Here is a 23,706-nt window from a genome sequence, read left to right as displayed (position 1 = left end):
AATGATAATGGCACAAATGAGTTTCGTCAGGATTACGGGAATCGGCTCATACTCTCCCGAGAAAGTTCTTTCCAATCAAGACATTGAAAAAATTGTTGATACCTCCGATGAGTGGATAGTTACAAGAACGGGCATCAAAGAGAGAAGAATTGCGACGGACGCCGAAGCATCGTCGGATATGGGGATTGTCGCCGCACAACAGGCGGTAAAAGAGGCAAATGTTTCGCCCGAAGACATTGACGCCATCATTGTCGCCACCGTTACGCCCGATTACCTTTTTCCATCAACCGCGTGCATCCTGCAAAGCAAACTTAAAGCGAAAAAAGCCACGGCTTTTGACATTCTCGCGGGCTGTTCGGGATTTCTGTACGCAATTCACATAGCGCGTGACATGATAGACTCGGGGCGTTGCAAAACGGTGCTCGCCGTGGGGGTGGAAACCTTGTCAAAGGTGGTTGATTATCAGGACCGTTCAACCTGCATTCTTTTCGGAGACGGGGCGGGCGCGGCGGTTTTACAGAAATCTGAAACCCCCGGAGTGCTTTCCTCCCAACTGGGTTCCGATGGCGACAACTGGAATCTTCTTTACATGCCGGGCGGCGGTTCAAGAATTCCCGCGACCGAGCAAAGCGTTAAAGACAGGAGTCATTTTCTGAAAATGGAAGGCAACGAAGTTTTCAAGGAGGCGGTCAAGGCGATGGAGACGGCTTCGGAGCAAGCGGTTAAACTCGCCGGGCTTGAGCCCGAAAACATAGACCTTTTCATTCCGCATCAGGCGAATTCCAGGATTATTGAAGCCACCAGAAAAAGGATGAATTTTCCCGAAGAAAAGGTTGTGGTGAACTTGGATAAATATGGAAACACTTCTTCGGCTTCCATACCAATTGCCCTGCACGAAGCGCTCAAGGAAGGCCGGATTTGTGAGGGAAGCACGGTGCTTCTCGCCGCTTTCGGAGCCGGTTTCACATGGGGCTCCTGCGTAGTGAGGCTGTAATGCCCGACTTTCATTTCCCGCTCAGAATTGAAATGGCGGACTCGGGAATCGCGCATATTGTTCTGCCTGTTTTCCTTATTATCGCGGTCGGTTTTCTGTTTGGAAAAATCAAGCGCGTTGATATTTCTCCCATCAACGACCTTGTTCTTTATATTGCCGCGCCCTGCCTGATTTTTTCGTCTTTTTCCGCCCCGCCGATGGACTTTTATTTTGTGGCGCGGATTTTCGGATTTTTTGCCTTGGTGTCCGCGCTGTGCCTTGTCGCGGGCTTGATTCTCACAAAAATCTTCAAGGTTTCGCGCCCCGCCTATTTGCCAACAATGATATTTGCCAACAACGGTAACATGGGGCTGCCGCTTATCCTGTTCGCGTTTGGCGAGCAGGGGTTTCAGATTGCCGTTGTGTGCATGGTGGCAATGGCACTTCTTCACTACACGCTCGGTGTCGCGCTTGTGAACTCGCGTGGTTCAATTTCTGAAATTTTCAAACTGCCGCTCATCTACTCCGCGCTTGGCGGAATGTGGGTGAACTTCGGCGGATATGAAACGCCGCTTTTTCTGGACAGGACGATTTCGCTTTTCGCCGACATCGCGGTTCCGGGAATGATGTTTATTCTGGGATACCGGCTTTCGGAGATTTCCATTTCAAGTTTCTGGGTTTCGTCCATTTTCGGATGCTCGCGGATTGCGCTCGGATTTTTCGCCGCTATCGTGCTGATTCCGTTTTTCAACGTTTCTGAACTCACCTCAAAGGTGATGATTCTCCAGTCCGCGATGCCAACGGCCGTTACCTGCCTTGTGCTTGCCGAAAAGTACGGCGCCGAGCCGGAAAAAGTTGCCTCGGTAACCGCTGTCAGCACGGCGGTGTCGTTTCTGGTTCTGCCGACTATGATTTCGTATATGGTGTGAGGAAGCGTCCGGCTACCTGATGACATCTTTGAGCGAAAGGCCTTCGCTTTTGAGGAACGGAACAAGCCCTTTTTTGTCAATCGTGCGCAGAGCGCGGGTGGACAATTTGATTTTCACAAACTTGCCGAGTTCGGGAATAAAAATCCTTTTGGTTTGAAGATTAGGCAACTGGCGCCGTCTGGTTTTGTTGTTCGCGTGCGAAACATGGTTTCCGGCCAGAGGCTTTTTGCCCGTGATTGAGCATTTGCGCGCCATTACTTGGTCTCCTTGTAGAGAACATGTTTTCTCACAACGGGATCAAACTTTTTGAGTTCAAGGCGGTCTTCAGTATTCACCTTGTTTTTCTCGGTGTAGTAGATGTGGTGGCTCTCAGTGCTTTTGATTTTGACCATAAGCCGATTTCCCTGTTTTCCCATTATTTAACCCTTCCTCTTGTAGCGGGAACGGCAATATAACAGCAAAGCGGTGAAACTTCAAGAAATCAATCGGTTATCATAAATCCGTATGCGCGCACTGTTTTTAGGGCTTGTTTTTGTCTGCGTCGCGGCGGTTTCACACGCTTTCGCCGCGCAGTTTGACGACTACTGGTATTCGGGCAGGGCGGAGATTACGAGTTACGAACTGAGTCAGGCGCGCTACGGCGCGAAACACCCCGGATACGCAGTTTTGATTTTTGTTACCGAAGATTTTTCGCGCTCAAAACACGTGAAACTTGACAACCCCTCCCTCGCCGGACGGGATGCTGTGAAGGTTCTCAAACTGAACCTTGTAAAGAAATTCAACACCGGAATCTACAGGTATTCAACAATGTCATCAGTGTTTGCACCGGTTTCAGGAGCGGACCTGCGCCCCCTAAAAGTTACGCTTTCGTCTCAGGAGTGGTGCGGGCATGTTTTCTCTCAATTCAATCTCAGGGGACGGTATTACGAGGGAAAAACTTTTTCATACTTTGAGAGCGAGGGAGACGAAAGTTTCAAGGTGGAGAGTGTTTTTCTTGAAGATGAAATCTGGACACGGGCGCGGATTGCCCCGCAATCTCTTCCCACCGGAAGAATCTCAATTGTTCCGGGGCTTCTGATAACAAGGCTTCTCCACACACCGACCGGAGTTGAGCGGGCGGACGCAAAAATCTCAAGTCCGGCACCGGGCATTACACGGTACTCGCTGTTTTTCCCGAAAACGGACAGGGTTTTTGAAATGGATTTTGAAACTGATTTTCCGCATAAAATTGTCTCGTGGCGCGAAAATTACAGAAGTGGATGGGGCAAGGGCGCGAAACGGATTGAAACTGTGGCGCGGCGGAAGAAGACAATCTTTTCAGACTACTGGAACAAAAACAGCCCTCCGGACGCGCGAATGAGAAGGGATCTTGGCATAGAGCCGTGAAGTTTCCGGGCTGGTGCCGGACGGCGCGTAAGAGCCAGCGTTAATGTCAGGTGTTTTGATTCCAAGCCGCCGAATCTGAAGATTGAGCCGCTTGAGCGGGGAATAAAAAAGCGCGGCGCCCACTTATTCTTGGGATGCCACGCTTTTGTTCGCCTCTTTTCAGGCGCCTAACTCACCTCAATCTTCAGAGGTTTTTTCTCTTCAACTTCGGTTTTCGGAACCGTTACGGTCAGGATGCCGTTTTTGCAGTCGGCTTTTATCCCTTTTTTGTCCGTTTTTTCCGGAAGACCGAAACTGCGGGAAAACTTTCCGTAGCGTCTTTCAACGGTTATGTATTTTTTCCCGTCTTCTGCTTTTTCCTCAAACTTCCTTTCGCCTTTGATGGAAAGAACGTCGTCCTTTACTTCAAGGGTCAGGTCTTTCGCTTCAATTCCCGAAACTTCCAGTGCGATTTCGTACGATTTGTCCGTTTCCGCTATATCGGTTTTTGCGAGCAAATCCTTCCCGTCTCTTGTCGCGGAGCCGAACGCGCCGAAGTTTCTAAACACGTCGTCAAACTCTCTTAGCATTCCGAACGGTTCCCAAAGTCTTAATGTGTTCATTGCCACTTACCTCCTTTTTTGTTTTTGGCGTTCTCAATATAAAAACGGTATTCCGCCGTTCAAGAGGTTTTCGCGTTTTTTTTTGAAAAATTGCCCATAAACGCGCGTTGCCAGTACAATAATCGGCATGGAAAAGAAACAGGGCGGTTTTTTACTTGCTCAAACCCTGAAAAAACTGGGTGTAAAGGATGTTTTCACGCTCGGCGGCGGGCATATAAATCCGGTTTACAAGGCGTGTTCAGAACTTGGAATACGGCTTCTTGACACTCACAACGAGCAGGGCGCGGCAATGGCGGCGGACGCTTACGCGCGTTCAACCGGAGTGCCGGCGGTGTGTCTTGTAACAGCAGGGCCCGGATTCACAAACACTTTGACGGCAATGGCGGTTTCTTTTCTGGCAAATTCGCCGCTGGTTATTATTTCCGGCAGGTCCGGAATTGAGGAGAATGACCGGCTTTCATTGCAGGAAATTGATCAGGAAGCCATCGCGCGCCCGGTGGCGAAATGGGTGAGAACGGTTTATGAAGCTTCAAGGATTCCGCATTACGTAACGGATGCGTGGCGTGCGGCGAAAACGGGAAGACCGGGACCCGTTTATCTCGGAATGTCGTATGAGGTTCTTTATCCGTTTTGCGCGGAAAGCGAAATAGAAAAGGCGGATTTTTCGAAAATTGAAAATCCCGAAGCCTCCGATGAGGCGATAAAAGAAATCGCGGAAAATATTCGCCGGGCAAAAAAACCGTTGTTTATAGCCGGAAGCGGGGCGTATTATTCCGGCGCGCGAGATGAAATTGCGAAACTTTCAAAAACTGTCCGCGCTCCGTTTTTTACTCTTCATCTGGGCAGGGGGATAATTCCGGACTCCTCGCAATTCTGTTTCGGTCCTGCGGGCCCGTCTTCACCTTTCGGTTTTTCAGACGCGACTGAGAAGGCGGATTTTATTTTGCTTGCGGGAGTCCGCATGGGCGTTTTTATGGGCTTTGGAAAAACATTTAATAAAAAAGCGAAAATAGCGCAGATTGACATAGAGCCAACCGAGATAGGCAGAAACAGAAACGTTGACATTCCAGTCGCGGCGGATGTTTCGGCTGTTTTGAAAAAATTAAATCGCGAACTGAAAAAATCCTCTCCGGTTTTTGACAAATGGACCGCGCAATTAAAAAAGATTTCCGATAAAAAATCCCGCGCTTTTTTCTCGGAGAAAAACGTCTCTTCAAAAAAAGGCGCGATTCATCCGGTTTCAGTTGTTGAGGCGGTTAATAAAATTGCTCCGACCCGAACAATTTTTGTGCCGGACGGCGGAGACTGTCAGGCATGGACTGACGCTTCGTGCCGTGTGGAAATTCCGGGCGGATATGTGAAGGGCGGCCCGCTCGGTTGCATGGGAGTGGGGCTTCCGTTCGCGCTTGGAGTGAAGGCGGCGCGTCCGGGAAATCCCGTTGTGTTAATAACCGGAGACGGCGCGTTCGGGATGAATTTTATGGAGTTTGAAACCGCGGTAAAACACAATTTGCCCATAGCGATTGTGGTTTGCAACGACTCTTCGTGGGGAATGACGAGAAATCAAATCCGCATTACATACGGCGAAAAAGCCCCGCTTGACGGCGTTATGCTCGGAGAGGTGGGTTTTCATCAAATCGCCGAAGCAATGGGGGGCGGGGGTGAGTTTGTTTCGGAATTGCTGGAACTTGAACCCGCGATTAAGCGCGCCCTTAATTCAAAAAAACCTTATGTTGTTAACGTCCGCACCGATCCGGACGCGATAAGCCCCGCAACTTATTTTATTACCGAACCGATGCGGGAGAAGATGAAGGGTTAAAAACCTTCAAGTTTTCAAAACCGCGAGAAACGCTTCCTGAGGTATTTCCACGCTGCCGACCTGCTTCATGCGTTTTTTCCCCTCTTTTTGTTTTTCAAGCAGTTTTCTTTTTCTTGTAACATCGCCGCCATAACATTTTGAGGTTACGTCTTTTCTCATCGCGCGGACGGTTTCCCTTGCGATTACGCGGCTTCCAATCGCCGCCTGTATTGCGACTTCGTATAATTGGCGCGGAATTAATTCCTTTAATTTTTCAATTAAATCCCGTCCGCGCTCATACGCTTTGTCTTTGTGGACAATCAGTGAAAGGGCGTCAACCGGATCGCCGTTGACGAGAATGTCAAGCCGCGTGAGGTTTGACTGCGCGTATCCGGCGGGTTCGTAGTCCATTGAGGCGTAGCCGCGTGAAACTGATTTCAAGCGGTCGTAAAAATCAAAAACTATTTCCGAAAGCGGCAAACTGTATTCAAGAATAAGCCGCTCGGGCGTTACATATCTCATATTTTTCTGAACCCCCCGCCTTTTTTCGCACAGATCGATAACCTGCCCCAGAGAGTTCGAGGGCATGTGTATTGAAACCAGAACAAACGGCTCTTCAACCGACATCCTTTTGTCGCCCATCGGAAAATCGGCGGGATTGTCTATGAATTTTTCTTCCCCCGAAACATGAACGGTTTTGTAAATTACAGTCGGCGCGGTCGTAATTAATTCAAGATCAAACTCTCTTTCAAGACGCTCTTTTATTATTTCCATGTGAAGCAGTCCGAGAAATCCGCAACGAAATCCAAAACCGAGCGCGGCGGAGGTTTCAGGCTCGTAAACAAAGGAGGAGTCGTTGAGTATCAGTTTTTCAAGCGCCTCGCGCAGTTTTTCATACTCTCCCGTGTTTGTGGGATACAGGCCGCTGAAAACCATCGGTTTCATCACCTTAAAACCTTCAAACGGCTCCGAAGACGGATTTTCCGTGTCCGTTATGGTGTCCCCGACATGGGCTTCGTTAATTTCCCTCACCGCGGCTGTTACAAAACCGACTTCGCCGGTTTCCAGTTCTTCAGTTTCAATTAGATTCGGACTGAATACGCCGAGTTTTTTCACAAAATACTGTTTGCCGGTTGACATAAGTCTTATTCGTCCGCCAATTCGGAGTTTTCCCTCAAACACCCTTACGAGCATCGCCACGCCCTCGTACGAACTGAACCAACTGTCAAAAATCAGCGCTTTAAGGGGATTGCTACTTTTTCCCGACGGATGGGGTATTTTTTTTATGACCATTTCAAGAATTTCTTTTACGCCCGTTCCGTCTTTCGCGCTTGCCCGAATCGCGTCGCTTGTGTCAATTCCCAGAATTTCTTCTATTTCCGCCTTCACTCTTTCGGGCTCGGCGGAAGGAAGGTCAATTTTGTTTATCACCGGAAGAATTTCAAGCCCCGAATCCGCGGCGAGATATGTGTGCGCCAACGTCTGCGCTTCAACCCCCTGCGAAGCGTCAACAACAAGAAGCGCCCCCTCGCACGCCATTAGGCTTCTGGAAACCTCGTAACTGAAATCAACGTGTCCGGGCGTGTCTATCAGATTTAATTCATAGGTTTCGCCGTCATCGGCGGTGTAATTGATTTTGACCGCCTGGGCTTTGATCGTAATTCCGCGCTCACGCTCAAGCTCCATCTGGTCAAGAAACTGGTCTTTTTTTTCGCGCTCGCTCAAAGTTCCCGTAAATTCAAGTATGCGGTCGGCAAGCGTGGACTTGCCGTGGTCCACATGCGCTATTATTGAGAAGTTGCGTATGTTTCGCGGATTCATTTCTCCGACCGGTGTTTTATTAGTTCCACAGGGGGTTTATCGCAATTCCGGAAAGGATTTTCGGATAAAAATAGGTGGTTTTTTGCGGCATTCTGACTCCTTGTTCCGCCGCGTCCATCACGTCTTTTATCAGCGGGTCCGGCATTATAAAGCCCGCTTCACATTCTCCGGTTTTGATGAGTTTAAGGATTTCCGCGCGTGATTTTATAAAAATAATTTCCGGCGCGGGAGCACTCATTTTTCCTTCAATAATTTTTTCAATGATAGTGTTTTGTAAGGTTATCACTCCCATTGTTTTATAGGTTTTCTCTTTGTTTTCCGGGGAAAAAACAAGGGATTTTTCGCATTTATCATAGACAAAAATAATTTGGTCACGGCGCAGTTTCTCTTCGCTCATCGCTGATATTTCCGCGCATTCGAACTCTTTTTTCAAATTCACGGCGAGTTCCGCGCCCGATATTCCATTAAAGTTTTTCACCGCTCGGTGAGTTGGTCCCACAACGAGGCTGTTTCCTTCGGCGCGGCACAGAAACATCATCACATATTCATGGAGACCGTTCCCCCCGCGTTTATTTCTGTAGTTAATCGCCGTTTCATAGCGGTGGTGACCATCCGCGATGAGAAGTTTTTTGTCGCTCATTAAATCTGAAACCCGGGCGAGCGTTTCTTCATCGTTTACTTTCCAAACGGTATTTTTTATTCCCTCAAAATCTATTTCCGCGAACGGCTCCCGCGCCGAATTTTCAATTGTTTTTTCAACTAGACCTTCGGGATCGGAATAAATTGAAAAAACCTGACTCAGGTTCGCTTCGCACGCCTCGGTTAGTTTAAGGCGGTCGTCTTTGTGTTTTTTAAAGGTTTTTTCGTGCGGGAGAACAACCCCGTTTTTAAAACCCTCTATTTTTACCGCCGCTATGAAACCTTTTCTCGTAAAGCGGTTTCCTTCAAATTCGAAGTCTTGAAAATACTGAAAAATCGCTGGCTTTTCCTCTCTTTGAAGAATTTTTTCGTCAAGCCATTTTTTCAAGGTTTCGGCAGCCGAGATATAGCGTTTTTCGCCGGGCTCTTTTGAAAGAATCAACCTCACAAAATTGAGCGGATGTTTTTCATAAAGAGATTCCTGTCCCGCAGAGTCAATAACATCGTAAGGTGGAGCGACAATATTGGACAAGTCGCCCGTTTTTTCAGAATTGTAGAGAATCGCGTGGAAACCTTTTACGACAGCCATTGCAGAAAATCTTTCAGTTGTTCGGGTTCAAGGTCGCCATCGCGCAGAATTTCCGGTGTTTTTCCTGCGAGACTTACTATCGCGGAACCTTGAGACGACGGTAGATTACCGGAATCGACTATTAGTTCAACTTTGCCGCTGAAAATCCGCGCCGCTTCGGAGCCGGAGAGTAAGTTTTCAGAGCCGCTTATGTTCGCGCTGGACGATATCAACGGCTCTTTGAGAACTTCAAAAAGCCGCTGCACGAATTCTCCGCCCGATATTCTCACGGCGGTTTGCCCGTCTTTTGAAACTTCGGGAGGGAACGCGCCAGAAGTTTTCCCGCGAAGCACGAGGGTCAGGGGCAGGGGCAGCATTTTCCCGTAGGCGTCCGCCTGTTTTTCCGAAATGAAAAAATGGCGGTGAAGCATTTCCATGTCGCCCACAAGAACGGAAAAGGGCTTGCCCTCTTGTCTTTGCTTGATTTCCGACACCCTTTGCGCCGCGCCGCACCTGAGAGCGAGCCCGCCAATCCCGTAAAGGGTTTCAGTCGGATAGACGATTATTCCGCCCGAAAGAACGACTTCGGCGGCTTTTCGCGCCGCATCGGGGTCGGACGCCTTCACAATTTTGGTCTCAACACGCTCCACAACAGTTTTTATTATGCCCGTTTTGTGCTGACTTGATTTATTTAGGCACGCCGTTTGCAGAAGCCTGTTTCTGACTGCCTTGGGAAACAGGTGTTGTGTTATCCTTTGCGGATTATGATTCGCAGAAAAACCGGCGGTGGCTGGCTTTTGTTTGCGCAGGACGACCACGCGCGGCTTTCCGCCGAAATAATGAGTTTATGGGGTGGCGGTTTTTTCTTTACCTCTCCGTCCGATGATTTGCTTTTCGCCATTTCCGAGCATGACTGCGGATGGAAGGAAGCGGATTCCTCGCCCGTTCTCAATCCGGACGGCGTGCCCGAATCCTTTACTGAAGTTCCGCCACAAAAACAGTGCGATATATGGAGGCGGTCTTTCAACGCTCACAGCACAGCGCGCCCCGAAGCGTGCGCTCTTATCGCGCTTCACTTCAAAAAATTCAATGACAGAGTGCTGTCGCGCGGAGAGAACAAGTGGTCTCTCGCCCTGAGGAGAGAGATAGATGAGTTTGTTGCCCGTTCACTCTGCGTGGAGAGCGTGGAAGACATTCCCGCCCGTGTGGAGAGGGATTTGAGACTGCTTCAAACCGGAGACGCGCTTTCGCTTGTTTTGTGCCACGGATGGGAAAGTTTTGAGATGAGTGGCGTGCCGCTTGAAAACGGCGGAGAGGAAACGGTCCGCCTTACAATGACGGATGAAAACATTTATTCGGCAAGCCCGTGGCCCTTTTCGCGGGGTGAGGATTTGAGTTTTGAAATCGGTTTTACCCGGGTGCGTGGGGATAAGTTTGACTCAAACGCGCAACTGCTCAAACAGGCAGAGGGGCGCACCGGAGAGAAGATGGTTTTTTGCCTGTCTCCTGAAAACGCCTAAAAAAACCGGAGCATTTGAAGGCTCCGGTTTTTTTAGTCTTGTTTGATGCTGAAACGACTGTTAGCCGACGACAGCATCTTTACAGGCTTTCGCCACCTTAAACTTCACAACGTTCTTGGCGGGGATTTTAATTGTTGCGCCCGTCGCGGGGTTGCGCCCCATGCGTGCGGCGCGTTTGCTCACAACAAATTTTCCAAGTCCGGGCAGAGTGAACTCCTTGGATTTCTTCGTTCCTTTGTAAACAACGGATGCGATCTCATCAAGGACCTCACCGGCCGCCTTCTTGGAAATGTCACACTTCATTGCGATGTGAGACGCTATATCAGACTTTGTCATAGTAAACCTCCTGTTAACTACGGTGATTTTCGGCGATTGTATTAAAAACAAATCTTTATTTCAACCCTGCTTTATAGGTGTAGACTAATAAAATCTCCGGAGCGGTTTTGCGGTGTTCGAAGGTTTTTCCGGTGAGTCTCCACCCGCGCCAAAGGTTTCTTATGAGTGGAAAGAGCAGAGATTTCAGCCTTCAGTGGAAAAGATTTTTCTGGATAGTTGGGATTTTTCTCGCTCTTGTGTTGTTGCTTTATTTCAGATTCACCTCTTCGCGGCAGGTGGAAGGAATTGCCGAAATCCCTGTGCCGGTAAGAGTTGTCCCCATCCGCGCCGAACGGATCAAACTGTATGACACGGTTATAGGCAGGATTGAGGGGGAACAGAGCGTCAAGGTTCTTTCGGGAGTTGCGGGCTTTGTTGTTGACATCGGAAAGTCGCGCGGAGACAGCGTGAAAGAGGGCGAAGTGATTATGGTTCTTGAAGACAGCGGGCGGCTTTACGAACTCAGGGAAGCGACGGGGCGGCACGCTCTGGCGCGCGCGGATTTTGACGAGGCGCGCAGAAAACACTCTCAATACAAAAAACTTTTTGACAAAGGCGTAGTTTCGCGGGATGAACTTGACTCAGCGCTCAGCGCGGTGAACAGAGCGCAGGCGCAGTTGGAAGCGTTTGAGGCTTCATACAAAAAGGCGAAATGGTATTACGACAGGCTCAAAATCCGCTCGCCGATTTCCGGAACGATTACCGAAATTCCGCCGGACACCGGACAGGAGGTTATGCAGGGCGAAACGGTTGCCAGAGTTGCGGGCAACCGCAAAAACAGCGTGATCGCGGGCGTTGATTCTTCAATTGCGAAAAGAACAAGACGCGGCGCGAAGGTTGTTATTGAATACAAAACCCCGGGCGAAACGCGCTCCGCCGCCGGAACGGTTGCGGGTGTCAGCAAGGAAACCGACGCATATTCAACCACCTACTCACTTGAGATTTCCGTGGACGATAAGGACGTATGGACAGAGTTATGGTCTGGGGAGTTCGTGAATTTGAAGATAGAGGCGGGCTTGCTTGCCGATGTTGTCCGCATACCTATAACTGCCGTGCTTTATAAAGACAGGGTGCCGTTAATTTTCGTCGCGCGGGGAGGCAAAGCTCTGGAAGTTTTTCTCAAGTCCGAGCCGGTTCGGGTGGATTCGGGCACAGTTGCCATTCCGGTTTCGCTGTTTTCCGGCGGCTCGCAGATAATAATAGAGGGCGGCTCGCGCCTTGAAGAAGGTCGCGCCGTTCAAATCCTGAAAGACCGTTAGCATGAACTTGATAGGATTTTCAATTAGGAATCCGGTCTTCTCCAACCTGTTAATGGTCGGAGTGATTATTTCGGGATTTCTCATCTACCTCTCTCTTCCGCTTGAAACCTTTCCCTCGGTGGGGCTTGAAATCGTTACAGTTCGCACTTCCTACCAAGGCGCGACCGCCGAGGATGTTGAACGTCTTGTAACCATTCCCATTGAGGAGGAGATAAGCGATCTGTCCGCGATAGACAAGGTGCGCTCGGTTTCTTCGGAGGGTTCGTCGGTAATCGTGATTGAACTGCGTCCCGGCGAAGACCCTGTGAAGATCGCGCAGGATGTTGAATCCCGCGTTTCCCAAGTGCGCTCGCGGCTTCCCGAAGGCATTGAGGAGCCGATTGTTAAAGAGTTTGAACCGAACTTCCCGCTTATCAACGTCTCAATAGGTGGCACGGTTGACCCTCTTATTCTGCGTGCGGAAGCGCTGAAACTCAGGGACAAAATCCGTCTCGTCAAGGGAGTCGGCTCTCTAACCACTTCGGGCATGAGCGACCCCGTGTTCTGGGTTGAAATAGATCCTCTGAAACTGCGCCAGCACAACCTTTCAATAGGAGAGGTAAAAGAGGCGATAGAGGGAAGAAACATAGACCTGCCCGCCGGCAAAATGCGTCAGGGTGAGTTTGAGTATCTGATAAGGACAAAGGGGAAATTGCGCTCGGAGAACGAAATTCTATCCATTCCACTCCCGACCGGAAACGGGCAAGTGCCCGTGAGCAGTATAGCCACGGTGAGGATTGGGACGGAAAAAGAGGTTACGCGCTCGCGCATCAACGGCAGACCGGCGGTCTCTTTTCTTATCAACAAGCAGAAAAACGCCCATGCCGTTGAGACCGTCAAACGGATTCACAAAGAAATAGACGCCGCCCGTGGCGAGTTTCCCGAAGGTATTGAGGTTTTCATCACAAACGACAAGTCGGTGGTCGCGCAGAAACGGTTTTCCACGATGCTCAAGAGCGGTTCCATAGGGCTCGTCCTTGTGCTTGTGGTGCTCGCGCTTTTTCTCAATCCGCGTGCCGCCGCCATCACCGCCGCCGGCATACCGATTTCATTTTTCGGTGCTTTGGTGCTTATGAAAATGTTCGGCATAACGCTCAACCTAATCTCGATGTTCGGCATGGTTCTTGTCATCGGAATAGTGGTTGACGATGCGGTCGTGGTGGTCGAAAACGTGCAGAGATACGTAACCTCCGGCATGAAAGCGAGCAAAGCCGCGCTCATTGGAACCCGCGAAGTCGCGGTTCCGGTTATGGCAACCGTGCTGACCAACCTCGCGGCGTTTCTGCCGCTTCTTATAGCCGGTGGGCTCATAGGCAAGTTTCTCTCCATAATTCCGCAAGTGGCGATTCTGGCTCTTCTGGTTTCACTGATAGAGGCGTTTGTGATAATGCCTTCGCACTGCGCGGAGTTTCTCAAGCCGGTTACGAAAAACCAATCGCGGAAATGGGTTATAGCGCTTCGCGCCACCTATATGAAAGCGCTGGTTTTCGTTCTCAGAAAACGCTATGCGGCAATGACCGTGATGTTCGCTGTGCTGTTTGTATCTCTCGCGGTGGCGGCGAGGATGCCGGTTGTCATTTTCTATCTGCGCGACACGATGGAATACATTGTGCGTGTCAGGATGCCCGCGCAGTCAAACCTTGACTACACCGAAAGTTCGGTGAAGCACATTGAAGAAATCACAAGAAGTGAAACGCCGCCGCATGTTCTCAAAAACATTTTGTCCGTTGTGGGGGTGGATTCGGGCGGAGGAGATGACGTAACAACTACGGGCGACCACGTGGCGACTATTTTTGTTGAATACGAGGATTTTGAGAAACGCTCCGAAAATGGCAAGGAGATTATGAACAAGGTCAGAGGCCGGGTGGCGCACTCGGTTGCCGCGCCGGAGGTTGCGGACTTTGTGGCGGAAGTCGGTCCGCCGGTGGGCAAGCCCGTTAACGTGCGGATAATGGGCGGGGATTCACGGGTTCTGGAAGAAATCTCCATGCGGCTGGAGAGGTTTCTCGCGGACGTTCCGGGCGTTTACGGTATCAGTAGCGACCTTATTTGGGGCAAGAGCGAGGTCAACCTCAACGTGGATGAGAAGAAAGCTTCCGAACTGGGACTCAACACGACGAAAATAGCGAGAGAGGTCAGGGCGCTTGGAGACGGTGTTGACGCCGCCCTCACACGCGTGGGAAAGGAGGAGGCGAGTATCCGTCTTAAATACAGAAGTCCGCCGGCGGATGTTGTGTCTCTGCTGAACACCCATCAGATAAAAACCGCGCAGGGAGGGAGAATAACCCTCGGTAGCGTTGCGGACATTGAGGTTCAACCCGCTCTTCTTGACATAAGAAGGGTGAACTACAGACGAACCGCAACCGTTACCGCCGAAGTGGATCAGGCGATTACAACTTCAAACAGAGCCAACTCCGAAGCCGGAAAATTTCTTTCAGGCTTGTTGGGTGACTATCCGGGATACTCGTTTGAATTCGGCGGGGAGGAAGAGGATTTCGCCGCCGCTCTGCAAGACATTGTCCGCGCTTCCATCATCGCTTTTATGCTCATATACATCGTCCTCGCCTCCATTCTAAACTCGTATTCCCAGCCGTTCATAATCATGAGCGTTATGCCTTTTGCGCTCATCGGTGTTTTATTCGGAGTGTTGCTCAGAGCAGAGCCGTTCACGCTTCCGGCGATAATAGGAACGATTGCGCTTATGGGCGTCGTTGTCAATGACAGTCTTGTTCTAATGGATTTTATAAACCGCCGCCGCCGCAATATGAAAAGGATTTTCGCGGTCGCCGTGGCGGCGAAATACCGTTTCAGGCCCATCATTATAACCTCGCTGACCACCTTCGGCGGTCTCTCTTCACTCATGTATCAGACGCGGGGGGAAACCTCTTTTCTGGCCCCGATGGCAATTGCGCTCGGCTTCGGACTGCTTTTTGGCACGGTCATTCTGCTGTTCATTGTGCCGGTGCTTTACATTCTTCTTGATGACGCGAAAAGCTTCATCGTTACACGCGTTTCGGCAAGCTCCGCGCTTCGCGCCGCGCGCCGTTTCGCGGGGCGGTAAAAACTCACGCGCATTTGCCGCAGGCTTGAATCACTATTTCCACCGCACGCCGCGTTTCATCCATTGAGTTGTCCACGCCGAAACTGAACCGGATGCTTGAATTTGCCCGCTCCTGAGAAAACCCCATCTCCGTAAGCACATAAGACGGGGAAGGGTCTGAAGTGGTGCACGCGGAACTTTGAGAGCATTTGACGCCTGTTGAGTCAAGAACGGCGGTCAATTGCGCGCCGTCCACTCCGCCGAACATTATGTTTGAGGTGTTGCAAACCCGCCTTTCCGTGTCTCCGTTGACTGTGGTGTCCGCAATAGCGGACAGGATTTCGTTTTCAAAAAAATCCCTCATTTCCGCGAGCCTTTTTATGTCTGCGGCAAGAGAGCGACTTCTTATTTCCGCCGCCGCGCCAATTCCGGCTATTCCCGCCATGTTCTCCGTTCCGGGTCTGAAACCACTCTCCTGAAACCCTCCAAACAGCATCTGGTTGAGTTTGAGCATGTCTTTGGCGAAAATCGCGCCGCAACCCAGCGGAGCGTTGAATTTGTGTCCGGTAAAAGTGGCAAAATCAACGCCGAGAGCACTCACGTCAACCGCCATTTTGCCCGCCGCCTGCGCCGCATCCGTATGGAAAAGAACACCGTTTTCTTCGCACAGCGCGGAGATGCTTTCAATGTCCTGAATAACCCCGGTTTCGTTGTTGACCCACTGAACCGAAACCATCTCTGCGCCGTCTTTTATCAGTTTTTCAAGTTCCCGTATATCAACAAGCCCGCCGCTGTCCACCCGCGTCCGCGCAATTTCCGCGCCTCCAATTTCGAGACTTGCGCACATTTTCTTCACCGATGAATGCTCAACCGGCGTTGTTACAATTCTTGTTTTTCCGCCCGCGGGTTTTTTCGCCCGCGCGATTAGGGCCATGTTGTTTGCTTCGGTGCCGGAGCTTGTGAACACAACGGATTCGGTCTCCGCGCCCACAAACGCCGCGAAACTGCGGCGGGCGTCTTCGATGGTTTTTCTGATGTTTCTTCCGCAGGAATGGGGGCTTGAAGGGTTTCCGGCAAGCTTCAAAACCTCAACCGTTTTTTCCACGACTTCAGGCAAAGCGCGGGAAGACGCATTGTTGTCAAGGTATATATAGCCGTTTTCCATCGGTAACCTTTTGTATTTTTCCGTTAAAATGCTACTATTACAAAAGATTTTTCTCAGGAGGTTTTCAGATGAACGGGTTTTTTGCTTTCTTCAGAATGGCGGCTCTGTTGATTGCCGTTGTTTTTGTTGCTTCCTGTTCCGCTAAAATTCCTTTTCTAGGAAAGGAAAGCCCCCCCGGACTTGAAGGTCTGGTTCCACTGTCTTCTTCGGGGCTGTCAACCACAAAAGATGTGCGCGCTGACGTTGTGAAACTCCTTATGGATTCGGACGACACTTCGTATCTCAGAAAAAAGATAATCAGTCTGGAAAGAGGAGGCGAAGCAAACTGGACAAACAAAAAAACCGGCAACGCGTTCACCGTCCGGGCTATCAGTTCCAAGCCCCAAGACGAAGGTGGCTCACGCAAGGTTGTGATATGGGGTAAGAAAAAAGGCGACAGAGAGACAGTAGTCAAGACGTACAGATACTACTACTGAGCTTTTGGCGCGCCGCCGGTTCCCGCAATTGTCTTCTGAAAAAGTTGCTTTGTTCGCCCTTGAGGGCATACCTGAGGTCAAATCCGGCGATTGTGTCGTGGGTTTAATAACACAATCTCTTGAACAGTCGGGCGAGAGAGTCCAAAACGGCGATGTTTTCGTCATTGCCCAGAAAATAGTTTCAAAATCCGAGGCGCGCGCGGTCAATCTGCGCGAAGTCACGCCGTCTGCCGCCGCCGAAGAACTCGCGCGTGAGGTTGACAAAGACCCGCGCCTTGTGGAAGTCATACTTAGTGAGGCGCGAAGGGTTGTGCGTAAAGGTGTTGTGCGCGACGGGGGCAGGGAGCCGGGCAAGGGCAGGCTTATAACTGAAACCGCTTCGGGAATGATTATGGCAAATTCGGGCGTGGACCTTTCAAACACCGGCGGTGATGACATAGCCACTCTTCTGCCGGTTGATTCGGACGCTTCGGCGGACTCCATCTCATCAAAACTGCGCGAAGCCACCGGGGTTCGCTCCGCGGTAATCATCTCCGATACCGCCGGACGGCCGTGGAGGGAAGGTCTTGTTGACATAGCAATAGGATGTTCGGGAATCAAAGCGCTTGAGGATTACAGGGGCAAAAGCGATATGCGCGGCGCGACCCTCGTGGCGACGGAAATGGCTGTCGCAGACCAAATTGCGGCGGCGGCGGGCATCCTGATGGAAAAGGATTCGGGACTTCCTGTCGTTGTTGTGAGAGGACTTGAATTCAATCCGGAAGGCATCGGCGCGGGCGAGCTTTTGAGGAAGCCGTCCGAAGACCTGTTCAGATAAATGGGTTCTGTATATCTTGATTACAATGCGACCACTCCGCTTGAACCGCGCGTGCGGAAGGAGATGGAATTTTTTTTCGCGCAATCTTTTGGCAATCCGTCAAGCGTTCACTCGCACGGGCGCGAGGCGAGAGCCGCTCTTGACGCCGCACGGGAAAGAGTGGCGGATTTTCTCGGCGGCGCACCGTCAGATTTCGTGTTCACAAGCGGCGGTAGCGAGAGCAATAATTTTGCCGTAAAAGGCGCGGCTTTGGCGCGCGAAGAACGGCGGCATATAGTAACCACCGCGGTTGAGCATTCGTCCTGCCGCGAAGCGTTTGAGTTTCTGCGCGCGCGCGGGTTTGGAGTGACTGTTGTTCCGGTTGATTCGGATGGCGTTGCCGATATGGACGTGCTAAAAAATTGTGTCAGCGAACAGACCGCGCTTGTTTCATGTATGTATGTGAACAACGAAACCGGTGTGGTTATGCCGATTGAAAGCGCTGCGGAAATCGCGAAAGAATGCGGCGCTTTTTTTCATGCCGATATCACTCAGGCGGCCGGGAAAATACCGGTTGATTTGGCGACCCTGTCTGTTGATTTAGCCTCGGTGTCTTCCCACAAACTTTACGGTCCCAAGGGTGCGGGCGTGGTTTTTGTGAGGAAGGGCGTCGTGCCGGAGCCGCTCATTCACGGCGGCGGGCAGGAAAGGGGCAGGCGCAGCGGCACGGAAAATGTGGCGGCAATCGCGGGTTTTGGCAAGGCTTGCGAGATAGCGCACGGTGAAAGCACGGCGGATATGAAAAGAGTCGCGGAGATGAGAGATGATTTTGAGAGTTTTGTTCTCTCCCGGATTGAAGGGAGTTGGATAAACGGAAAGTCGGTGGAGCGGGTCGCCAACACTTCAAATTTTGGAATTGACGGAATTGACGGCGAGGCGCTTGTTATCGCTCTTGATATTGAGGGCATTTCGGTTTCAAATGGCTCGGCGTGCTCCGAGGGCAACGTTGATCCGTCCAAGGTTTTGCTCGCGATGGGGCTCGGAGAGGAAAAAGCCGCTTCGTGCCTGCGCGTCAGCATGGGCAGATTTACGAAAAACGCCGATATTGAAAAACTCAAAAATGCGCTTGAAAAGTGTCTTGCGAGAATGGAAAGACGCTGAATTCTTACGGAAAAACCGGTACGCCTTTGAGCCCTTCGTTTTCGTCTAAACCGAACATCAGGTTCATATTCTGAATTGCCTGTCCCGCCGCGCCTTTGGTGAGGTTATCTATGGCGGAGATTACGGTCGCGGTTTTGCCATCGCGCGATACCGCGACTCCTATGTCGCAGTAGTTTGACGCCCGCACAGCGGCGGTTGAAGGGTATTTGCCCGCCAGACAGATTCGCACAAAACGGCTGTTTTTGTAAAACTTTTCCGCCGCCGCCGCAAGCGCGTTCGCGGTGGTTTTGTTTTTGAGCCGGATATACGCGGTTGTAAGAATTCCCCTGTCCATAGGGATAAGATGCGGAGTGAAGTCCACAACCGTTTTCTTTCCACGCAAGGACGCAAGGGTTTCCTCAATTTCGGGCATATGCCTGTGGAAGTTCACTTTGTAGGGTGTTACGGATTCGTTCACCTCTCCAAACATAAGTTCAGGCTGAGAAGTTCTGCCCGCTCCGCTCACTCCGGATTTTGAGTCTATGGTTACGCGGTCTTCAGCCATCATTTTCACAAACGGCGCAAGAGCCAGAGTCGCGCCTGTCGGGTAGCAGCCCGGATTTGCCACAAGGCACGCGCGCGCGATTTTTTCTCCGTTGAGCTCCGCCATTCCGTAGCACGCGGTTTTTATGAGTTCGGGGCATGGGTGCGAGCCGTACCATTTTTTGTAGTTCGTGGGCGAAATCCTGAAATCCGCGCCGAGGTCAACAACCTTGGCGCCGGTTTTCAAAAGCCGCTTCATTATCCGCGATGAATTTCCGTGCGGAAGCGCGGTGAAAATCACATCAATTCCGTCTGGCAGAAGTTTCGGGTCCGAAGGGCGCAGTTTGAGGTCAGCCGCGCCCGCAAGAGACGGAAATATCTCCGAGACGCGCTTGCCCGCGTTTTTATCCGCCGTCGCCCACACGGTTTTCGCGCTTGCGTGTCCGGCGAGCAGGCGCAACAGTTCGCCGCCCGTGTATCCGCTCGCTCCAAAAACCGCTGTTTTTACTGTTTTCATAAAAGCAGATACTACATGAGGAAGCCCGAAGTGAAAATCCTAAGCGCTCCCATTATTTGAGAGTTTGCGTGGCGGGTGATAATATTGGAACTCTTCACGGGTCGGAATACTTTCAATGAAAACCAAGGTGGGAATAAACGGATTCGGCAGAATAGGTCGTAGCGTTCTGAAAGCGGGTCTGCACAACAAAAATCTTGATTTTGTCGCCGTCAACGACATTGCCCCGCCGGAAACGCTGGCTCATCTTTTCAAATACGATTCGGTTTTCGGCACGTATCCCGGCGAAGTGACGGCGCGGGACGGCGGAATGGAAGTGGACGGAAAATTCATAAGGATTTTTTCGGAAAGAAACCCGTCCGACATAGATTGGAGCGAGTGCGAAGCGAACATCGTGGTTGAATCAACGGGTATATTCCGAAGCCGCTCCGAAGCCGCCGCCCACCTCGGCGAAACCGTTGGCAAAGTTGTTATAACTGCTCCGGCAAAGGGCGAGGTTGACCTCACAACCGTGCTCGGAGTCAACGGCGACAGTTACGACCCCGAAAAACACCACATTATCTCAAACGCCTCATGCACGACAAATTGCTTCAGCATGCTCGTGAAAGTTCTTCACAAAAATTTCACCGTCAAAAAAGGGGAGATGACGACCGTCCATTCATACACAAGCGACCAGCGCATACATGATGCCCCGCACTCCGATTTGCGCCGCGCGCGTGCCGCCGCGCAGTCAATCATTCCCACCTCAACGGGAGCGGCGGAAGTGATTCAGGTGGTTTTTCCCGAACTAAAAGGCAAACTGTCCGCGATGGCGATAAGGGTTCCAACTCCCAACGTTTCACTTGTGGATTTTTCATGCGAAGTAAAAAACCCGACCACCGCAGAGGAAGTGAACGGCGCGTTCAAAAAAGCATCTGAGAACGAACTCGCGGGATTTGTCGGCTATCTTGAGAGCGAACTTGTTTCAACGGATTTGGTCGGGAGCACTGAGTCTGCGGCTTTTGACCCATACCTCACATCCGTTACGGACGGAAATCTGGTCAAGGTTATTGCGTGGTATGACAATGAGTATGGCTATTCTTCAAGAGTAAACGACCTTGTCGCACTTATTGCGGAGCGCGGAAATTGAAGTCAAAAATGGTCGTTTCCGACCTGTCCGATTCAGAAATACGGGGAAAGAGATTTTTCGTCAGAGTTGATTTCAATGTTCCCATCAAAGGCGGAAAAATCAGCGAAGATTACAGAATCCGGCGCTCTCTGCCGACCATTGACTACCTAATTGAACGCGGTGCGAAAGTTATTCTCGCGTCTCATCTGGGGCGTCCGGCGGGCAGATTTTCGCAATCCCTCTCGCTTGTTCCGGTGGCGGAATTGCTTGGTGAGTTGCTTGGCAAGCCCGTAAAGTTTCCGGGCAAGGTTGTCAATGGCGAAGTGGAAAAGCAGGTTGCGTCTCTGGAAGAGGGCGAGGTTCTTTTTCTTGAAAACCTGAGGTTTCACCCCGAAGAGAAACAGTGTGATCAGGAGTTTTGTCGCAAACTTTCCGGGCTTGCCGACATCTATGTCAATGACGCATTCGGCACTTCTCACCGCAGACACGCTTCAACCTACGGCGTTGCCGAATATTTCGAGAAAAAGCTCGCCGGTTTTGTCGTGGACAAAGAAGTGGATTTTTTCAACACATTGATTGAGAATCCCGAAAGACCCTATCTGGTTATTGTGGGCGGGGCGAAAATCAAAGACAAGATAAGAGCTCTTGAAAACCTGCTTGAGAAAGCCGACCAGATTATTATCGGCGGCGGAGTCGCCTACACATTTCTCAAGGCTCAGGGAATCAGCATCGGGCAGTCAATTGTTGAGGATGAAATGGTTGACTGGGCGCGGAGCGCCATAAAGGATTTTGGCAACAAGATAGCTCTTCCGTGCGACCATGTCGCCGTCGAGGACACAGAGATTTCAAAAAACCCCGTTCTTATTGAGGGCGATATTCCGGACCACCTCAAAGGTTTTGACATTGGCCCCAAGGCAATTGTCCAGTTCATTTCGCATATAAAGGGTAAAAAAACCATATTCTGGAACGGACCCATGGGAGTTTTTGAGTTTGACGGATTTTCAAACGGCACAACTCAGGTGGCGCGTGCAATGGCGCTGGCAACATGGCGCGGAGCGACAACCGTTGCGGGCGGCGGCGAAAGCATAGCCGCAATACGCAAAGCCGAGGTTCTCGGCAGCGAACTCAGCCACGTATCCACCGGCGGCGGAGCGTCTCTAACCTTCCTCGGCGGCGACAGCCTGCCGGGTATCTCCATTCTGGATGAAAAGTAAGGGTGATTGTGGTAACCTCTGTTCAGTTTCCGACCCTATCCCTATGTCGCAAATAGACCGCATAACAGAACTTCTCGGCTCCGAAGCGGACGCGCTTCTCAATCACGAATGCAAGGTTCCGCAATCCGGTCTGCATCTGCCCGGTCCCGATTACATTGACAGGATTTTCTCGCGTACGGACCGCTCGCCCGCCGTTATGAGGAACTTATCGCAGATTCTCGGTTCCGGACGGCTCGGCGGCACGGGCTATGTGTCAATCCTGCCCGTTGACCAAGGGGTTGAGCACTCCGCCGGAGCGTCTTTCGCGCCCGCGCCGGACTATTTTGACCCTGAAAACATCGTACGCCTCGCTATTGAGGGCGGTTGTAACGCGGTCGCTTCAACTCTCGGCGTTCTGGGCACTGTGGCAAGAACATACGCGCATAAGATCCCCTTTATAGTCAAAATCAACCACAACGAACTTCTTACCTATCCCGAAAAATACGACCAAACGCTTTTCGGAAGCGTTGAGCAGGCTTTTGATATGGGAGCGGTCGCGGTTGGCGCGACAATTTATTACGGCTCAGACGAGAGCGCACGGCAGATTGAAGAGATTTCCGGCGCGTTTGCGCGCGCTCACGAACTTGGGCTTGTTACGGTTTTGTGGGCGTATTTGAGAAACTCCGCGTTCAAAAAAGACAAAACCGACTACCATCTTGCCGCCGACCTTACGGGGCAGGCAAACCACCTCGCCGCCACCATACAGGCCGACATTGTTAAGCAGAAGCAACCCGAAAACAACGGCGGCTTCACGGCTTTGAAATTTGGCAAAACAAGTTCCAAAGTGTATTCGCGGCTCACTTCGGAAAACCCCATAGACCTTACCCGCTATCAGGTTATGAACTGCTACATGGGCAGGATAGGGCTCATAAATTCGGGTGGCGCGTCATCGGGCGGGGGCGATTTGCAACAGGCGGTCAGAACCGCCGTTATAAACAAAAGAGCGGGCGGAATGGGGCTTATAACCGGCAGAAAAGCGTTTCAAAAACCGATGAAAGAGGGCGTTGCCCTGCTTCACGCGGTTCAGGACGTTTACCTTGAAAAAAGTGTAACAGTCGCTTAACATTTTCAGATTGAATAGAGGGGGGTGTGGCATGTCACTACAGCTTGGAGATATAGCGCCTGATTTTACTCAGGAATCAACCGAAGGAACAATCAATTTTCACGAATGGCTTGGAGACAGTTGGGGGGTTTTATTTTCACACCCCAAAGACTTCACTCCGGTCTGCACGACCGAGCTTGGTCAGGTCGCCCGCATCAAACAGGAGTTTGAGCGTAGGGGGGTCAAGGTTATCGGACTTTCCGTGGACAGTGTTGAAGATCATAAAAACTGGCAGTCAGACATTGAAGAAACTCAAGGGGCGGCGGTTAATTTCCCGATGCTTGCGGATGCGGACAGGCAGGTTGCCGACCTTTACGGAATGATCCATCCGTCCGCCAATGACACGATGACCGTGCGTAGCGTTTTCATCATAGACCCGAACAAGAAAATCCGTTTGACTTTGACTTACCCGGCAAGCACCGGAAGAAACTTTGATGAGATTTTGCGCGTTCTTGACAGCATGCAGATGACCGACAAAAACAAGGTGGCGACTCCGGCAAACTGGAAACAGGGGGACGATGTCATCATAATTCCGGCAGTTTCGGACGAAGAGGCGGAAAAACTGTTTCCAAACGGCTGGGACGCGAAAAAGCCGTATCTGCGCTACACCCAGCAGCCCGACTAGGGGGGATTTTGAGAAACTCCTTTCTCAGTGTGTTT

General features: G+C 51.0%; 23 protein-coding genes. 14 read left to right on the top strand and 9 right to left on the bottom strand.

The features are described 5' to 3' along the window. Nucleotides 1-16: 16 nt before the first annotated feature. On the top strand, nt 17-994 hold the full coding sequence (gene fabH, locus GKS04_00795) for a beta-ketoacyl-ACP synthase III (GenBank protein QMU55733.1): 978 nt from the start codon (nt 17-19) through the stop codon (nt 992-994). Beyond that, nucleotides 967-1,902, top strand: coding sequence for a hypothetical protein (locus tag GKS04_00790; GenBank protein ID QMU55732.1), 936 nt, complete (start codon nt 967-969; stop codon nt 1,900-1,902). The genes fabH and GKS04_00790 overlap by 28 nt, the downstream gene beginning before the upstream one ends. 12 nt (nt 1,903-1,914) lie before the next feature. Here the strand turns inward: GKS04_00790 and rpmB are convergent, their stop codons facing one another. Together rpmB and rpmG are read right to left on the bottom strand one after the other, a co-directional pair. Next, the gene (gene rpmB / locus GKS04_00785) at nt 1,915-2,157 is read right to left on the bottom strand and encodes a 50S ribosomal protein L28 (GenBank protein ID QMU55731.1); all 243 of its coding nucleotides are present in this window, start codon (nt 2,155-2,157) and stop codon (nt 1,915-1,917) included. Next, entirely contained in the window at nt 2,157-2,318 is a 162-nt protein-coding gene (gene rpmG, locus GKS04_00780) for a 50S ribosomal protein L33 (GenBank protein ID QMU55730.1), read from the bottom strand. The genes rpmB and rpmG overlap by 1 nt, the downstream gene beginning before the upstream one ends. 88 nt (nt 2,319-2,406) lie before the next feature. On the opposite strand from rpmG, the gene GKS04_00775 reads away from it, so the two are divergent. After that, a complete protein-coding gene (locus GKS04_00775) occupies nt 2,407-3,288 on the top strand; it encodes a hypothetical protein (GenBank protein QMU55729.1) in 882 nt (293 codons plus the stop codon). A gap of 167 nt (nt 3,289-3,455) precedes the next feature. Here GKS04_00775 and GKS04_00770 read toward each other — a convergent pair whose 3' ends face one another. Continuing rightward, entirely contained in the window at nt 3,456-3,890 is a 435-nt protein-coding gene (locus GKS04_00770; protein ID QMU55728.1) for an Hsp20 family protein, read from the bottom strand. A gap of 127 nt (nt 3,891-4,017) precedes the next feature. Between GKS04_00770 and GKS04_00765 the strand changes: the two genes are divergently transcribed. Continuing rightward, complete coding sequence (locus GKS04_00765) at nt 4,018-5,709, top strand: hypothetical protein (protein ID QMU55727.1); 1,692 nt, start codon at nt 4,018-4,020, stop codon at nt 5,707-5,709. Between the two features lie 6 nt (nt 5,710-5,715). Here the strand turns inward: GKS04_00765 and lepA are convergent, their stop codons facing one another. The 3 genes from lepA to GKS04_00750 are packed head-to-tail and all read right to left on the bottom strand — an operon-like array spanning nt 5,716 to nt 9,534. Then, nucleotides 5,716-7,509 carry an elongation factor 4 gene (gene lepA, locus GKS04_00760; protein QMU55726.1) on the bottom strand — a complete coding sequence of 598 codons (1,794 nt, stop codon included), beginning with the start codon at nt 7,507-7,509 and terminating at the stop codon, nt 5,716-5,718. 19 nt (nt 7,510-7,528) lie between these two features. Further along, the gene (locus GKS04_00755) at nt 7,529-8,737 is read right to left on the bottom strand and encodes a DUF1015 family protein (GenBank protein ID QMU55725.1); all 1,209 of its coding nucleotides are present in this window, start codon (nt 8,735-8,737) and stop codon (nt 7,529-7,531) included. After that, the gene (locus tag GKS04_00750; protein ID QMU55724.1) at nt 8,725-9,534 is read right to left on the bottom strand and encodes a threonylcarbamoyl-AMP synthase; all 810 of its coding nucleotides are present in this window, start codon (nt 9,532-9,534) and stop codon (nt 8,725-8,727) included. The genes GKS04_00755 and GKS04_00750 overlap by 13 nt, the downstream gene beginning before the upstream one ends. On the opposite strand from GKS04_00750, the gene GKS04_00745 reads away from it, so the two are divergent. Further along, complete coding sequence (locus GKS04_00745; protein ID QMU55723.1) at nt 9,481-10,236, top strand: DUF3891 family protein; 756 nt, start codon at nt 9,481-9,483, stop codon at nt 10,234-10,236. The genes GKS04_00750 and GKS04_00745 overlap by 54 nt on opposite strands. Nucleotides 10,237-10,296: 60 nt before the next feature. Here GKS04_00745 and GKS04_00740 read toward each other — a convergent pair whose 3' ends face one another. Next, nucleotides 10,297-10,572: an HU family DNA-binding protein gene (locus tag GKS04_00740; GenBank protein QMU55722.1), complete on the bottom strand. Its 276-nt coding sequence runs from the start codon at nt 10,570-10,572 to the stop codon at nt 10,297-10,299. 161 nt (nt 10,573-10,733) lie between these two features. Between GKS04_00740 and GKS04_00735 the strand changes: the two genes are divergently transcribed. Next, nucleotides 10,734-11,870, top strand: a complete 1,137-nt coding sequence (locus GKS04_00735) for an efflux RND transporter periplasmic adaptor subunit (GenBank protein ID QMU55721.1) — start codon at nt 10,734-10,736, stop codon at nt 11,868-11,870. Nucleotide 11,871: 1 nt separating this feature from the next. Next, nucleotides 11,872-14,970: a hypothetical protein gene (locus GKS04_00730; protein QMU55720.1), complete on the top strand. Its 3,099-nt coding sequence runs from the start codon at nt 11,872-11,874 to the stop codon at nt 14,968-14,970. Between the two features lie 4 nt (nt 14,971-14,974). Here the strand turns inward: GKS04_00730 and GKS04_00725 are convergent, their stop codons facing one another. Then, on the bottom strand, nt 14,975-16,114 hold the full coding sequence (locus tag GKS04_00725) for an aminotransferase class V-fold PLP-dependent enzyme (protein QMU55719.1): 1,140 nt from the start codon (nt 16,112-16,114) through the stop codon (nt 14,975-14,977). A gap of 68 nt (nt 16,115-16,182) precedes the next feature. Here GKS04_00725 and GKS04_00720 point away from each other — a divergent pair, with 68 nt between their 5' ends. From GKS04_00720 to GKS04_00710, 3 genes are read left to right on the top strand one after another with little or no spacing between them, the layout of a single operon-like run. Further along, nucleotides 16,183-16,590, top strand: a complete 408-nt coding sequence (locus GKS04_00720) for a hypothetical protein (GenBank protein ID QMU55718.1) — start codon at nt 16,183-16,185, stop codon at nt 16,588-16,590. A 4-nt stretch (nt 16,591-16,594) separates the two neighbouring features. After that, nucleotides 16,595-17,407, top strand: a complete 813-nt coding sequence (gene cofE / locus GKS04_00715) for a coenzyme F420-0:L-glutamate ligase (GenBank protein QMU55717.1) — start codon at nt 16,595-16,597, stop codon at nt 17,405-17,407. Then, nucleotides 17,408-18,547, top strand: coding sequence for an aminotransferase class V-fold PLP-dependent enzyme (locus GKS04_00710; protein QMU55716.1), 1,140 nt, complete (start codon nt 17,408-17,410; stop codon nt 18,545-18,547). A 4-nt stretch (nt 18,548-18,551) separates the two neighbouring features. Here GKS04_00710 and GKS04_00705 read toward each other — a convergent pair whose 3' ends face one another. Next, the gene (locus GKS04_00705) at nt 18,552-19,586 is read right to left on the bottom strand and encodes an N-acetyl-gamma-glutamyl-phosphate reductase (protein QMU55715.1); all 1,035 of its coding nucleotides are present in this window, start codon (nt 19,584-19,586) and stop codon (nt 18,552-18,554) included. Between the two features lie 115 nt (nt 19,587-19,701). Between GKS04_00705 and gap the strand changes: the two genes are divergently transcribed. Genes gap through GKS04_00685 form a run of 4 tightly spaced genes read left to right on the top strand, consistent with a single transcriptional unit; the run spans nt 19,702 to nt 23,671 of the window. Then, nucleotides 19,702-20,712, top strand: a complete 1,011-nt coding sequence (gap, locus tag GKS04_00700) for a type I glyceraldehyde-3-phosphate dehydrogenase (GenBank protein ID QMU55714.1) — start codon at nt 19,702-19,704, stop codon at nt 20,710-20,712. 8 nt (nt 20,713-20,720) lie between these two features. Continuing rightward, on the top strand, nt 20,721-21,905 hold the full coding sequence (gene pgk / locus GKS04_00695) for a phosphoglycerate kinase (protein QMU56662.1): 1,185 nt from the start codon (nt 20,721-20,723) through the stop codon (nt 21,903-21,905). 43 nt (nt 21,906-21,948) lie between these two features. Next, on the top strand, nt 21,949-23,007 hold the full coding sequence (locus GKS04_00690; GenBank protein QMU56661.1) for a class I fructose-bisphosphate aldolase: 1,059 nt from the start codon (nt 21,949-21,951) through the stop codon (nt 23,005-23,007). A 31-nt stretch (nt 23,008-23,038) separates the two neighbouring features. Further along, nucleotides 23,039-23,671, top strand: a complete 633-nt coding sequence (locus GKS04_00685; protein ID QMU55713.1) for a peroxiredoxin — start codon at nt 23,039-23,041, stop codon at nt 23,669-23,671. The last annotated feature ends 35 nt before the right edge of the window (nt 23,672-23,706 follow it).

Source organism: Candidatus Mycalebacterium zealandia, assembly GCA_014075295.1.
Classification (GTDB): domain Bacteria; phylum Desulfobacterota_D; class UBA1144; order Nemesobacterales; family Mycalebacteriaceae; genus Mycalebacterium; species Mycalebacterium zealandia.
This window is presented reverse-complemented; position numbering and strand designations above follow the sequence as displayed.